At 56.0% G+C, this 13,023-nt stretch carries 18 protein-coding genes; 10 read left to right on the plus strand and 8 right to left on the minus strand.

The window, feature by feature from the left end; genetic code table 11:
• Positions 1-5: 5 nt before the first annotated feature.
• The 6 genes from CL1_RS02425 to CL1_RS02450 all read right to left on the minus strand — a co-directional run bounded on the left by CL1_RS02425 (position 6) and on the right by CL1_RS02450 (position 4,605).
• On the minus strand, positions 6-1,367 hold the full coding sequence (locus CL1_RS02425) for an ADP-specific glucokinase (RefSeq protein ID WP_014788317.1): 1,362 nt from the start codon (positions 1,365-1,367) through the stop codon (positions 6-8).
• A 66-nt stretch (positions 1,368-1,433) separates the two neighbouring features.
• Positions 1,434-2,000: a glucose-6-phosphate isomerase gene (locus CL1_RS02430; RefSeq protein WP_014788318.1), complete on the minus strand. Its 567-nt coding sequence runs from the start codon at positions 1,998-2,000 to the stop codon at positions 1,434-1,436.
• A 65-nt stretch (positions 2,001-2,065) separates the two neighbouring features.
• Positions 2,066-2,677 (minus strand): site-2 protease family protein, encoded by a 612-nt coding sequence (locus CL1_RS02435; protein WP_014788319.1) that lies wholly within the window; start codon positions 2,675-2,677, stop codon positions 2,066-2,068.
• Positions 2,678-2,688: 11 nt separating this feature from the next.
• Positions 2,689-2,871 (minus strand): KH domain-containing protein, encoded by a 183-nt coding sequence (locus CL1_RS02440; protein WP_014788320.1) that lies wholly within the window; start codon positions 2,869-2,871, stop codon positions 2,689-2,691.
• 91 nt (positions 2,872-2,962) lie between these two features.
• Entirely contained in the window at positions 2,963-3,664 is a 702-nt protein-coding gene (locus CL1_RS02445; RefSeq protein WP_014788321.1) for a TraB domain-containing protein, read from the minus strand.
• A complete protein-coding gene (locus CL1_RS02450) occupies positions 3,661-4,605 on the minus strand; it encodes a ribonuclease Z (RefSeq protein ID WP_014788322.1) in 945 nt (314 codons plus the stop codon). Before CL1_RS02450 ends, CL1_RS02445 begins: the two co-directional genes overlap by 4 nt.
• 87 nt (positions 4,606-4,692) lie before the next feature.
• On the opposite strand from CL1_RS02450, the gene CL1_RS02455 reads away from it, so the two are divergent.
• The 3 genes from CL1_RS02455 to tdt all read left to right on the plus strand — a co-directional run bounded on the left by CL1_RS02455 (position 4,693) and on the right by tdt (position 7,216).
• The gene (locus CL1_RS02455) at positions 4,693-5,652 is read left to right on the plus strand and encodes a tetratricopeptide repeat protein (protein WP_014788323.1); all 960 of its coding nucleotides are present in this window, start codon (positions 4,693-4,695) and stop codon (positions 5,650-5,652) included.
• Positions 5,653-5,777: 125 nt separating this feature from the next.
• On the plus strand, positions 5,778-6,149 hold the full coding sequence (locus CL1_RS02460; RefSeq protein ID WP_014788324.1) for a NifB/NifX family molybdenum-iron cluster-binding protein: 372 nt from the start codon (positions 5,778-5,780) through the stop codon (positions 6,147-6,149).
• Positions 6,150-6,193: 44 nt separating this feature from the next.
• The gene (gene tdt / locus CL1_RS02465; RefSeq protein ID WP_014788325.1) at positions 6,194-7,216 is read left to right on the plus strand and encodes a TDT family transporter; all 1,023 of its coding nucleotides are present in this window, start codon (positions 6,194-6,196) and stop codon (positions 7,214-7,216) included.
• Here the strand turns inward: tdt and CL1_RS02470 are convergent.
• Positions 7,185-7,922: a sulfite exporter TauE/SafE family protein gene (locus CL1_RS02470; RefSeq protein ID WP_048151813.1), complete on the minus strand. Its 738-nt coding sequence runs from the start codon at positions 7,920-7,922 to the stop codon at positions 7,185-7,187. The two genes, tdt and CL1_RS02470, sit on opposite strands and share 32 nt — an antisense overlap.
• Before the next feature lie 83 nt (positions 7,923-8,005).
• On the opposite strand from CL1_RS02470, the gene CL1_RS02475 reads away from it, so the two are divergent.
• From CL1_RS02475 to CL1_RS02495, 5 genes are read left to right on the plus strand one after another with little or no spacing between them, the layout of a single operon-like run.
• Positions 8,006-8,938, plus strand: a complete 933-nt coding sequence (locus tag CL1_RS02475; RefSeq protein ID WP_014788327.1) for a hypothetical protein — start codon at positions 8,006-8,008, stop codon at positions 8,936-8,938.
• 52 nt (positions 8,939-8,990) lie between these two features.
• The gene (gene hypA / locus CL1_RS02480; RefSeq protein ID WP_014788328.1) at positions 8,991-9,410 is read left to right on the plus strand and encodes a hydrogenase nickel incorporation protein HypA; all 420 of its coding nucleotides are present in this window, start codon (positions 8,991-8,993) and stop codon (positions 9,408-9,410) included.
• A complete protein-coding gene (locus CL1_RS02485) occupies positions 9,407-10,138 on the plus strand; it encodes an Mrp/NBP35 family ATP-binding protein (protein ID WP_014788329.1) in 732 nt (243 codons plus the stop codon). Before hypA ends, CL1_RS02485 begins: the two co-directional genes overlap by 4 nt.
• Positions 10,139-10,183: 45 nt before the next feature.
• Positions 10,184-10,699 carry a hydrogenase 3 maturation endopeptidase HyCI gene (locus CL1_RS02490; protein ID WP_014788330.1) on the plus strand — a complete coding sequence of 172 codons (516 nt, stop codon included), beginning with the start codon at positions 10,184-10,186 and terminating at the stop codon, positions 10,697-10,699.
• 31 nt (positions 10,700-10,730) lie between these two features.
• Positions 10,731-11,000 (plus strand): hypothetical protein, encoded by a 270-nt coding sequence (locus tag CL1_RS02495; RefSeq protein WP_048151816.1) that lies wholly within the window; start codon positions 10,731-10,733, stop codon positions 10,998-11,000.
• Here the strand turns inward: CL1_RS02495 and mobA are convergent.
• The gene (gene mobA / locus CL1_RS02500; RefSeq protein WP_014788331.1) at positions 10,966-11,562 is read right to left on the minus strand and encodes a molybdenum cofactor guanylyltransferase MobA; all 597 of its coding nucleotides are present in this window, start codon (positions 11,560-11,562) and stop codon (positions 10,966-10,968) included. The genes CL1_RS02495 and mobA overlap by 35 nt on opposite strands.
• Before the next feature lie 102 nt (positions 11,563-11,664).
• Here mobA and CL1_RS02505 point away from each other — a divergent pair, with 102 nt between their 5' ends.
• Together CL1_RS02505 and hypD are read left to right on the plus strand one after the other, a co-directional pair.
• Positions 11,665-11,889: a HypC/HybG/HupF family hydrogenase formation chaperone gene (locus CL1_RS02505; RefSeq protein WP_014788332.1), complete on the plus strand. Its 225-nt coding sequence runs from the start codon at positions 11,665-11,667 to the stop codon at positions 11,887-11,889.
• A 2-nt stretch (positions 11,890-11,891) separates the two neighbouring features.
• On the plus strand, positions 11,892-13,004 hold the full coding sequence (gene hypD / locus CL1_RS02510) for a hydrogenase formation protein HypD (protein WP_014788333.1): 1,113 nt from the start codon (positions 11,892-11,894) through the stop codon (positions 13,002-13,004).
• The last annotated feature ends 19 nt before the right edge of the window (positions 13,005-13,023 follow it).

A 13,023-nucleotide genomic window follows, 5' to 3' on the forward strand; every position in this document is an offset into this window, starting at 1 on the left:
AAAAATCAGCGGAGGGCGAACTCGCCCACAAAGGCCGAGCTGGATATGGTGTCCCCTATTCCGACGGTGCTCTTGGGCCTCTCAACTATCTTCGTCGGAACAAAGACCAACTGATAGTTATCCACCTCGGCCATTCCGTTGCTCATTCCGTACTCCTCGACGAGCTTCTTCTCCACTTCAGAGGCCTTTCCGTTCACGGGCACGTCCATGGCATCGACGACCTCGTTGATTGAGGGAACATCTCCGAGCTTGGCTTTAGCTGCAGCTGCCAAAGCCGCGAAGAGGAGGGCATCGCGCACGTGTTCACCCTTATAGTCCGTCAGTGCCAGGTAGTAGCCGTAGGTGTGGAAGTGTATCCTCCTGACGCCGGTCTTCTCCGCCAGCCTGAGCATGGCCTCCGCAACCGCCACCGGATCAACGGGGTCGCTGGCGAGAAGCTCTTCGGCAAGCTTTTTCTCGCCGAGCACCTCCATTATCGATGCCAGCTCGACCTCGTTGAGGCCGACGCTGTGGAAGAGACCCAGGACATCGACGAGTGCCTTCCTGACGGTCTCGTCGGCGGTGAAGGCGAACTCGAGGTGAACCGGGACGTTATTCTCACCTAGGATTTCAAGGTGGCGCTTCATCTCCTCCAATGGCCCACGGTAGTTCCGAGCGGTGAGGGTCTGAAGGCCGCTGATTATTGCCAGCCTCGCCCTTCCGGCTATCTCCTCGAAGTGCTCCCTGAACTCGGGCCTTATGTAGACGTTAGGATTGTAGTCGTCAGCCGCGCCGATGAAGCGGTTCTCCCTCGGAGCCTCGAAGTCGAAAACCTTGAAGCCCCTCGGGAACTCGTAGATGTAGTGAATGCAGTTCTCCTCGTCCGCCTCGAACTCCTTCGGGTGAACCAGCTCGAGCTTTCCGTTCTCAACCTTCGGCACGTAAATCGGGCCCTCCTTGAAGAGTCCCGCCTGAAGGCGGGAGAGCTGGGGGACGTGCGCTATTACCGGAACGCCATAAACGCCGCCCAGGAGGTTGGCCATTATACCAACCTGTCCACCCATTCTCAGCTCGTCCCAGCCCCAGCGCTTCATGTAAAACCTGACGGTGCAGCTCTCGACGAAGAGCTCGGCCGCCTTTCCGCGCCTGACGCTCCAGAGAATTCCCCCGAGAAGGTGCTCGATCGAGGTTATCCTCTCAGGAAGCTCCTCGGAGTAGCGCAGAACGTTCTCTTTTTCGGCATCTTCAACCCTGCGCTCCAGGTCGGTTGAATCAAGGTACTTCACGGCGTCGATGTTGGTGTTGTACGCCAGCAGAACGGGACCGGTTTTTCCTATCCTTCCCCTGACCCTCTCGAAGGCCGATGAGTAGAGAGCGCCCCACGACATTGTATCACCGTGAGTGGTGTAACTCTCGGAAGTTAATAAGGGTTGCGGTGAGAAAAGGAAAAGGATTCACTCCTTCCACTTCGGGTTGTCCACGACCTTGACTTCCCCGTTCTCCTCGACGACGAGCTTGGCGAAGCCCTTTTCCTTTATGCTCCCGTAGTCGTGGCCCGCATCGGCCGGATAGATCGCCAGGAATATGAAGGGCTCGTCCCCGGTATTGACCGTCCTGTGGGCCCAGTATGGCGGGACGTAGACGACCGTTCCGGGCTCCATCGGAACCCACTCGGCCTTTCCTTCCGGCGTCTGGAGGAGCATTCCGCCCCTGCCCTTGATGGCATAGTAGATTTCAGCCCTGTCGGCCTTTGAGTGGAAGTGGCCCTTCGTGAAGAAGAACTCCTTGCCCACCTTGCCGGGGTAGAGGACGGTCGTTGCAAAGTTGAGATCGCCGTCCTTCTCCTCCTGCTCGACCGCGTAGACCTCATAGACAACGGGGTTTTCCCTGAGAAGCTTCTCGTAGGCCTCCTCGTCCTGGAAGTAGCCCTTCAGGTCGCTGAGCCTTCTCACGAGCTTCTTTGCGCCGGGAATGACGCCGTTCTCCTCAATCTTGACTCCAAGCGGGGCCTTGTACTCCATAAGCATCACCGGATAAGAATCCACCCGCCCCTATTTAACCTTTCCCTTTTATATCACCGAGGGTGTTACACTAGCCTGAAGAGGAGGTAAGCCGCGCCGACGGAGATGGCCCAAACTCCAGCGTTCCAGCGAACGACCTTCGAGCCGTCCAGTGGAGGGAAGGGCAGGAGGTTAAAGAAGGCCAACCACAGGTTAACCGAGGCCGTTGCCCACAGGACTCCCATAACCGCCGGCGAGACGCTGAGGAGGTGGAACGCGGCCAGGGTCAGTGCTCCAACGGCAACGTTGGTCAGCGGGCCGGCGAGGGCTATCTTCCCTATGGCTTCCCTCTCATCGACGGCGTAGGGCGTGTAGACCTGAACGGTGCCGAGGGCGGCGAATATCCACACGGTGCCAGTGAGAAGGCGCGTTGCCAGTCCAATGAGGAGGGCGAGGAGGATTCCGGTGTCCCATCTGCGGTAGTATGCCCTGTAGCCGAAGTGCCTCGCCACCTGCCGGTGGGCCAGCTCGTGGAAGACGAAGGCGGCAAAAACTGCAACGGCGGCGTAGGGGAGGGCCCGGAGGTCAAAGTTTGAAAACAGCAGAGTGAGAACTAAGAAGGAAACCATCAGGTCTTCAAACTCCCTTTCCCCGGTGCTTCCGCGGTGGATTCTGCCGTCCCAGGGGCGGTAAGGCATCAGAAAGCCCCTCAACTCCTGCCCTTGACCTCGATCTTCTTGCCAATGACCAGCTCGGCCGCCTTAACCGCGGCGCCCCCGCTTCCGACAGCTATCCTAACCTGGTCCTCGGGCACGTAGACAACTATCCTGTCATCAAGCTCCTCGATTTCAAGTATCTTAACGTTGAGCATCTTCTCTAGCCTGTCCCTCATGGTGTATCCCCAAGAATGCTCTGGCGGTTTCAAATATAAAAGTAACGACTCGGTCGGGCTCTCGATCAACTCCCGTGAAACGCACGACCCATCAAACCGCCCCGGCCGTCCAGTAGGGTGAGAGGAACCTCCGCTCCTTCGCCCTGTCGAGGAGGTGCTCTATCCCCTGCTTGTGCCCGAGGCCAACAACGGCTACGACTTTCGGCCTTTTAACTCCCTGAAGCTTCAGGTTCTCAACGATTGAAATCAAATTCCTAGCCATGACCTCGTTCCGCTCTTCGACCAGGACGCGGTAGAGGTAGGGGTACCTCCTCTTGAACTGCACCATCATTAGCCGGTACTCTTCCATAGGGTCGCCGAGATCACCTGCTTTGACGGGAAGGAAGACGCCGAGCACTTCCAACCCCATAAGGAGCTTCTCCCTCCCCGGCACGGCGGCTATCTTGGAGAGTATGACGTTTATGTCCTCGTCTATGAGGTAGAGGGGGACACCGAGGGCCTGAGCGGCGTTTACAGCTGCTTTCATCTCCTCACCCGGGGCCATTCCAAACTCCTCGCCGAGCTTCTCTTCGACCTTTGCGAGAACGTAGTTTATCAGCCCCCTCCTGCCGAAGCGGAGCGACTCCTCGAGGGTCAAGCGTCTCTCCTCGTTCATGGCCAGGAAGCGCGCCCTGTCCAGCTCTATCGCAACGGCGTGGGGCCTCTCATTGAGTATCGTCCGGATAACCTCTTCCCTGCTCTTCGGTGACACGTGCATAGTGCCTATGAGCTTGACGTAGCGAAGGTAGCTCATTCTCCCTCCTCCAGATGGTTTCTAAGCTTCCATTTTCCTGATTTGAATGTTAGAACATCAAAGTCCCTCGGAACGATGAAGTTCACGCCGAGCCTCCGGCATACCTCAGATGCCCCAAGTAGGTATTCGTCGTAGGTGTAGCGGAAGGCCCTGTGGAAGAGGGCGAGGAGCTTTACCCGGGCATTCCTGGCGATTTCACAGGCCTCCTCGACGGTGGAGTGGTAGCTCTCTCCCCTATCTCCCTGGGAGAGGTAGGTGGCGTCGTGTATAAGCAAATCGGCCCTCTCGGCAAAGAGCCTTGTTCTTTCGGCTGGCCCGGTGTCGCCGGTGTAGACAACCTTAACGCCTTTCCTTCTCGGACCCGTAACGTCCTCGAGGCGGATTATCCTGCCGTTCCACTCGATTTTACCTTCTCTCTCAAGCCTTCCGAGTACCGGCCCCTCGCTCAGGCCGTATTGGGCGAGTTTCTCAGGCAGAAACCTCCCCCGCCTGTCCTTCTCCTTAAAGACGTAGCCCAAAGCGGGAATCCCGTGCTCGACCTTGAAGCTCCAGATTTCGTAATCCCCGAACCTAAGCCTCGTCTCCCCGAGCTCGTGGACGTGTACCTCGAAGCCCGGCCTGAAGAAACCGCTCTGGAGGAAGTGCTGGACGAACTCGAAGGTGTACTTGGGGCCGTAAATGTGGAGGGGCTTCTCCCTGTCCCAGAGGTTCATGGTCTGAATCAGCGCAGCTAAACCGAGGTAGTGGTCGCCGTGGAAGTGGGTTATGAAGATCTTCTCAACCTTCATCGGGCTGAGCCTTGCCGCGTTCATCTGTCTCATCGTCCCCTCGCCAGCGTCGAAGAGTATAATCTCGCCCTTGTAGCGGAGCGCTATTGCGGGAACGTTCCTCTCGCGCGTCGGCATTATCCCACCGGTTCCAAGGAAGAATACCTCGAGCATGGTCTAATGTTCCCTTCCGGGATTAAAAACCTAAGCATGCCAAACGTTAAATACCCGAGAGGGCTAATCCGTATGAGGTGTTGGGATATGGAAGAAATCCTGAAGGCTATCGAGGAGAAGGACTGCAAAAAGGTGGCAAGCCTTCTCTACTACAAGGTCGATGAGCTCTCAGACGAGGATCTCAAAGAGGTTCTCGAGAGGGCAGAGAAGCTGGCCCTTGAGTGTAAGGATCCGGAACTGTACAAGCTCATCGTTTATTACTTCCACGCCCTTCTTGACGTGGACAAGATAAAGGAGTTCGAGAAGCTGGCGGAGGAGATGGATACCTTCGAGGCCAAGTTCAACCTGGCCGACCTCTACTACCTCATCGGAGAGCTGGAGAAGAGCCTCGACCTCTACCGTGCCCTCCTCGAAGAAGAGACTGCCAAGGGCAACATGGAGAACGTGGCAAAGGTGTACTACAACATGGCCCTCATTCACGAAGAAATACAGGAGTACGAGAAGGCCATCGAACTGCTGGAGAAGGCCAAGGAGGTCTACGAGGAGCTCGGGAAAGAGGAAGAAGTCCTCCACGTCGAGGTCTACAGGGCGTACGTCATATTCGAAGCCGGCGAGCCGTACAAGGCCAAGGCCCTGCTGGCCAAAGTTATTCCCAAGGCCATGAACAACAGCAGACTGCTGGCCGAGATACACCTCGCCTTCGAAGAGATATTCGAGGAGGACGAGAACTACGAAGCTGCGCTCCAGGAGTGCCTCTACGCGGCGATGAGCGCGAAGGGCACAGAGTACCAGGACGTCGCCTTCGACTCCCTCATAGACGTCATCTGGCAGCTCATGCTTGACGACGAGTTCGAGATGGTATACCTTCATATGGACATGTTCGCCAACGCGATGCCAGAGCTGGCGGACTTCTTCGAGGCAATAAAGGCAATAGCCCTCTACAAGGACGGCAAGATTGAGGCGGAGGAAGCCAGCAAAGCGGTTGAGAAGGTGAAGGACAAACGGTTAATAGACCTCCTAGAGTTCCTCGGAGAGGCAGAGCTTTGATCCCTCCTTTGGCCTTTTTCTGACCTCCTTTCCCCCTAAAGGACGAGGCATTCAAGAGAAAAATTAACATGTGCATATGCACAATCTTTATATGTGAATACTTTTTCATGATAATCGGTGAAAGCATGAGGATAGCGGTTCCGTTGAAAGATGAGAGAGGCCTCGAAAGTGAGGTCTGCGAGCACTTCGGGAGGGCTAGATACTTTGCCTTCATAGACGTTGAGGAAAACACCATCAAAGGCTCCGAAGTCGTCGAGGTGCCATTTGAAGATCACGGTCCGGGCGACCTTCCAAACTTCATTAAGGAGCACGGAGGAGAAGTCGTCCTTGCCTACGGTATGGGAAAGAGAGCCATCGCCTACTTCAACAGTCTCGGCATTACTGTTGTCACGGGAGCGTACGGAAAGGTCAGAAACGTCGTTGAGGCCTTTATCAATCAGGTTCTTGAAGTTGACCCACACTGGAAAGAGCGGATAGAGGCCACCAAGCACCAGTGAAAAGGTTTTTAAATGAAATTTTTTTCATTTAATTTGGTGGTCTCATGGGAATCAAAGACTTCGCGCCGAGCTGGTTCGCGAGCGTTATGGGAACCGGCGCCCTGGCCCTCGTGAGCAATGCCTACTCAGGAGAACTCCCGCTCCTCAGAAACCTCGCAGAGCTCCTGATTTACCTCAATACGGTTTTGTTCTTCGCCCTGCTGGCCCCCTGGATTCTGAGATGGTTGAAATACAGGGAAGACGCCCTCAGGGACCTTCACCACCCGGTTCTCGGCAACTTCTACGGCACCATCGCGATAGCCATGCTGATTCTCTCCGCTGATTACCTCCTGGTTCTCAAAAACACCACCATCGCGTGGGCATTCTGGCTGGGCGGCGTTCCACTCACGGTCTTCTTCGCCTTCCTCATCCCCTACCTATTCTTCACCTGCGAGGGAATTGACACCAAGGCCATAACGCCCGCCTGGTTCATTCCGCCGGTGGGGCTAATAGTCATTCCCATAAGCGGCGCCAAGCTGATGACGCTGACGAGTGGGGCTGCTAGGGAAATCATGGCCTTCATCAACTTCTTCGCGTGGGGCTCCGGCTTCTTCCTCTACCTCGCTCTGTTCGCGCTGGTGATGCTCCGCTTCATCCGCCACGAGCCGATGCCCTGCGGGATAGCCCCGTCAATATGGATAAACCTGGGTCCTATCGGCGCGGGAACGAGCACGCTCTACGCCCTGGTTAAGGCGAGTGACTTCATATCCGTCAAGGAGCCCTTCCTGGCCTTCGGCCTGCTCTTCTGGGGCTTCGGCGTCTGGTGGCTCGTCATGGCGATCCTCATGACGCTCCACTACATCAGAAAGCTCAATTTACCGTACAGCCTCGCCTGGTGGGCCTTCATATTCCCCCTCGGTGCCTACGTTAGTGCCACCTTCAACGTGGGGACGACCTTCGGGATAAACGCTATCGTCAACTTCGGCTTTGCCCTCTACTGGCTCCTCCTTGCGATGTGGCTTGTTACAGGTGCCCTAACGCTGAAGAACTTCCTCCTCAAAGGCCCAGGGCAACGAGGAGCGTCTTGAGGGCTATGAGGTACATTATGACCCCTATCACCTTTTTCACCTGCTCCGAGCTCATCCTGAAGTGCATCAGGTGAGTTCCGAGCCAGCCACCGGCTATGGCAGGAATCGAGACCCAGAAGAGCAGTTCCCAGTTCAGAGCACCCATCCGCCAGTATGTCAGGAACCCGCTCAGCGAGGAGAAGAAAACGACCAAAGCCGTCGTTGAGGCAACTTTCTTCGGCTCGTAGCCGAGGAGTATTAAAGCCGGGCTGATTATTCCACCGCCACCGACTCCGAGGAGACCGCCCAAAAAGCCAGCTATTCCTCCGATGAGAGAACCCTCGACTACGTGGTTCCCGCCTTTCCTTGCCTTCGGCCTGAAAAATAGCATCATGGTCCCGGAGTAGAGGAGGAAGGCCACAAATATCACGAGCACGATGCGGTGGGGGATGAACTTGCCCGCGTATGCTCCCAGGGGGGCCATGACAGTCGCGACGATTAAAATCGGCAGGCCGAAGCGGTGGTCGAGCTTTCCAGCCTTGAGGTTCTTGAGCGTCGCCGAGAGCATCGAGAGGGTGTTTATGAACAAACCTGTGGGCTTTGCGGTCATGAGGGGAACTCCCAGCCAGCCCATCACCGGGACTATCGCTATCGCCGAACCAACGCCCCCTATTGAGAAGATGATGCTGAGAACGAAGGCAATCAGTGCGAGTTCTGGATAATTCATTTTAGGCCACCCTAAAACCGTGGGCAGTTCAATTTAAAAGCCCTTCCATCCGATGGATGTTAAAACCGGGAAGAGGGCCAAACATGAACCCCAAAACCAAGGTCGCTTTAATCCTCTCGCTCATCTCACCTTTCTTCGCCGAGGTGCTGAGCGGCTCGACTCCACCGCTCGAGGTTCTCACGGAGCCCCTCTCATTCCCGTTCCTGTGGGCATACTACGGTGCAGGGGTTCTCCTAATCAGAGAGGTCTGGGTGCGCTGGGGAAGGAACTACATAAGGCTCATGCTCCTCGGATTTATCTACGGCATCGTGGAGGAGGGCCTCGTGATAAAGTCGTGGTTCAACCCCGACTGGCCGGACCTGGACGTCTTCAGCATTTACGGGCGTGTATGGGGAGTAAATGCTGTCTGGGCCGTCTGGCTGACAATATTCCACTCCCTGATGAGCATAGCCATGCCGATAATGGTCGTTGATGCCCTCTATCCCGAGTTCTCGGGGGAAAGACTCCTGGGGAGGAGGGGGCTTATCATTGCGTCCGCCTCGTTTCTGATCTCGGGGGTGGTTTTCTTCACCTTCCTCGTTCCATACCGCCCTCCCGGGGTCCAGTATTCCCTCACCATCGTCATTACGGCGCTTCTGCTGTTCCTTGCGAGGAGGGTGAGGAGGGAAGCCATCTTCAAGCTCGGCCTTCCGAGGGGGCATCCCTTCGTCTACGGCTTCCTGGTGTCCTTCACGCTGTTCCTCATCTTCACGGCCTTTCCCCACTCCTCTGCGCCGCCGATTGTGCCCGCCATCTTAGGACTCCTGGTGGCCCTTCACTTCTACTCCATACCGGCCCATCTGGACGAAAGGGGCCGCTACGCCCTCGCCCTTGGCTTTCTGGCCTTCTGGTTCGTGCCCTACGACATAATCCTTGAGCTCAACGGTGTGATGGGTGAAGCGTTCCTCGGCGTGGCCACCTTCGCCCTTCTGGCGTGGAGGCTGAAGAAAATTAATGGCAGTGAACCCAAGGTTTGAAACCCGCCCATTTTTAAGCGTGGGGGATCAAGATTTAAACGGAGGGATCGAGATGCATGAGTGGGCACTCGCCGATGGAATAGTTAGAACCGCCCTCGACTACGCCAGGAATGAGGGGGCCTCCAAGGTTCTCGCTATTCGGGTGGTTCTCGGCGAACTTCAGGACGTCAACGCAGAGATAGTAGAGTTTGCCATGAAGGAGCTTCTCAAGGGCACCATTGGAGAAGGGGCGGAGATAGAGTTCGTGGAGGAGGAGGCGGTTTTCAAGTGCCGTGACTGCGGTCACGAATGGAAGCTGAAGGAGGTCAAAGGAAGCTTTGACGAGCGCATAAAGGAGGATATACACTTCATTCCCGAGGTCGTTCATGCCTTCCTCGCCTGTCCGAAGTGCGGCAGCAGGGACTTCGAGGTTGTGCAGGGCAGGGGGGTTTACATAAGCGGCATAAAGATTGAAAAGGAGGGAGAGGCATGATAAGCATAGACCCGCGCGTCAAGGGCATAGAGGGCAGGCTTGAGAAGGTGAAGCGCATCATTCCCGTCGTCAGTGGAAAGGGCGGCGTTGGAAAGTCGCTGGTTTCAACCACTCTTGCCCTAGTTCTGGCCGAGAAGGGCTATAAGGTCGGCCTGCTCGACCTCGACTTCCACGGGGCAAGCGACCACGTTATCCTCGGCTTCGAGCCAGAGGAGTTCCCGGAGGAGGAGTACGGCGTAATTCCGCCGACGGTTCACGGGATAAAGTTCATGAGCATCGTCTACTACTCCGAGGACAAACCGACGCCCATGAGGGGTATGGAGATAAGCGACGCCCTCATAGAGCTTCTCGCCATAACCCGCTGGGACGAGCTGGACTACCTCATAATAGACATGCCGCCGGGCCTCGGCGACCAGTTCCTCGATGTCCTGAGATTCCTCAGAAGGGGGGAGTTCCTGGTCGTTGCAACGCCCTCAAAGCTCTCCATGAACGTCGTCGGGAAGCTCCTGACCCTGCTGAAGGAGAGAAAGCACAGAGTTCTTGGAATCGTCGAGAACCTCAAGCTGGACGATGAAAGGAACATAGAGGAGCTGGCAAAGAGGTTTGACGTGCCCTACCTGACAGGTATACCCCTCTACAGCGACCTGGAGGAGAAGATTGGAAAGCCGGACGAGCTCCTCAAGACGGAGTTTGCAGAGAGGATAAGAGAAGTCGCCGGAAAAGTTTAGCGAGGGCTTTCTTTCTTCCCCATCAAATTCACCATAGGTGGGACAATGGAACCCCTTGAACTACTCAGGAAAGCCAGGAGGGTCGTCGTCTGTGGCATAGGCAACGAGGTTCGCGGAGATGACGCCTTCGGTGTTCTCGTAGCGGAGAGGCTGAAAAAGCTAATGAACAACCCGAACGTTCTAGTTCTCAACTGCGGCGAGATGCCGGAGAGCCACACCGGGAAGATAGTCTCTTTTAGTCCAGACCTCGTTGTCTTCGTGGATGCGGTGGACTTCGGAGGCAGGCACGGAGAGATGATAGTTGCCGACCCGGAAAAAACCACCGGAAGTGCCGTTTCAACCCACGGCCTGCCCCTTAAGCTGCTCGTTGAGTATCTCAAAACCCGCCTCAACGCCGAGTTCCTGCTCATTGGCTGTCAGCCCGCATTTCTGGGCCTCTTCCAGGAACCGAGTGCACTAATACTGGAGCGGGCGGAGGAACTCGTGGAACTGCTGATGGAGATTCTGGGAAAGGGCAGTAAACGTGACACCGGAGTAGAAAAGCGTGAGGAGAGATGCTGACGGTAGCCACTAGGATCTTGGAGGAGCCAATGTGGAGATTGCAAAGGGCCTTGCTAAACAGAAGATGTTGGCCGTGTTGATGGAACTCAACGAGATCCTCAAGGATTCCGGGCTAACCGATGAAGACCTCGCTGAGATAAGCAGGGAAATAGGAACGCACAGGAGGGCTTTCTTTGGAAACCCCCGTCGTGATGACACCAACGTGCTCTTTTCATTTTTCAACAAAAGGGATAGCACCACAAGAAAGCTCCCACCGTGCATCTCCCTCAACGTTCCAATCTACGCTCCCGAATGCCCCTAACCCTTCTCAAGTCCTCCCGCGTGTTCACGTTGAAGAAGCTCACCCGCCATTCCTCTGGAAGGGCCTCTATGGAGACATAGCAGGGGTTCGACTCCCTTATTGCCCGGTTGAGGGCGTAATCCCGGGACTTTATCTTCTCCCCAAGAAAACCCCTAAATTCTTCAGAATAGGCCGCATGGAGCGGCTCCAGGTAGCCGTTGTCCCAGCGCGGAACGCAGACTGCTTTTCCATTTTTCCTGAATTCACGAATTATGTAATCAACGAATTCCGGGACGATTAGCGGCATGTCGCCAGCCACCACGAGGGCATCACCGAGGCTCAGCGCGATGTATAGGCCACCCATGGGCCCTATCATCAGCTCATCTACCAGAACATCGTACCCAAGCCCCCTCAGCTTTTCCGCGTTGTTCTTTGAGGCAATCAGAACCACCTCATCGATTCTCCTTGCCGTCTCGAGCCTCTCGACGGCGTGGAGAATAAGGGGCTTTCCACCGATGCGGTAGAGGAGCTTATCGTCCCCGAAGCGCCTGCTCCTGCCACCGGCAAGAATCGCACCGAGCATGATATCCGTTGGATTTCCGGACTTTTAGGGTTGACGGTTGAAAACCAGAGGTTTAAAAAATCCCTAAAAAGACCCCCGAGAACTAATCACAGGTGAGAGAAAATGTGCCTGGCAGTTCCAGGAAAGGTAGTTGAGATTCAAGGGAAAACCGCCGTTGTTGACTTTGGAGGCGTGAGAAGGGAAGTCCGCCTCGACCTGCTTCCGGAGGTCGGAATCGGGGATTACGTAATAGTCCACACAGGCTTCGCAATAGAGAGGCTCGACGAGGAGAGGGCGCTGGAGATACTCGAGGCGTGGGCAGAGGTGGAGAGGGCACTGGAGGGGTGAAGATGACCGATGTCCTGAACGCCTTCAAGGACAGGGAACTGGCCCAGAAGGTCGTGAGGAAGATACGGGAGGAGGCGAAGGGCCTCGATGAGCTCCGCTTCATGCACGTCTGCGGGACGCACGAAGATACGGTAACCCGCTCCGGGATACGCTCACTTTTACCGGATAACATTAAGATAGTCAGCGGGCCGGGCTGTCCCGTCTGCATAACCCCCGTTGAGGACATCGTCAAGATGCGCGAGATTATGAAAGAGGCCTACGCCGAGGGGGACAGAATAATCCTGACCACCTTCGGGGACATGTACAAGATACCCACCCCGCTCGGGAGCTTTGCAGACTTGAGGAGCGAGGGCTACGACGTGAGGGTGGTCTACTCAATCTACGACACCTACAGGATTGCAAAAGAGAACCCCGACAGAACCGTCGTCCACTTCAGCCCCGGCTTCGAAACCACAACCGCCCCGGCGGCAGGAATGCTGAACGCCGTCGTCGAGGAAGGACTTGAAAACTTCAAAATCTACTCCGTTCACCGTCTGACCCCCCCTGCCGTTGAGGCCCTCGTGAAGGCCGGAACGCGCTTCCACGGACTTATCGATCCCGGCCACGTTTCGACCATAATAGGAGTAAGGGGCTGGGAGTACATAACAAGGGACTACGGCATACCGCAGGTCATAGCCGGCTTCGAGCCCGTGGACATGCTGATGGGCATACTGCTCCTGATAAGAATGATAAAGAAAGGTGAGGTCAAGATACTCAACGAGTACACCAGGGTCGTAAAGTACGAGGGCAACGTTGTTGCCCAGAAGCTCATGGAGAGGTTCTTCGAGGTCAGGGACGCCAGGTGGCGCGCCCTTGGAACCATACCCAAGAGCGGCCTCGAACTCAGGAAGGAGTGGAGGGAGCTGGAGATAAGGACGTACTACGACCCGGAGGTTCCAAAGCTTCCCGACCTTGAGAAAGGGTGTCTCTGCGGCGCAATACTTCGCGGACTTGCCCTACCGCCGCAATGCCCGCACTTCGGAAAGACCTGCACGCCGAGGAGTCCAATAGGGCCGTGCATGGTCTCTTACGAAGGAACCTGCAGTATCTTCTACAAATACGGAGCTTTGTTCTGACACCAAAGGTTGAAAACTC

Source organism: Thermococcus cleftensis (assembly GCF_000265525.1).
Lineage (GTDB): Archaea > Methanobacteriota_B > Thermococci > Thermococcales > Thermococcaceae > Thermococcus > Thermococcus cleftensis.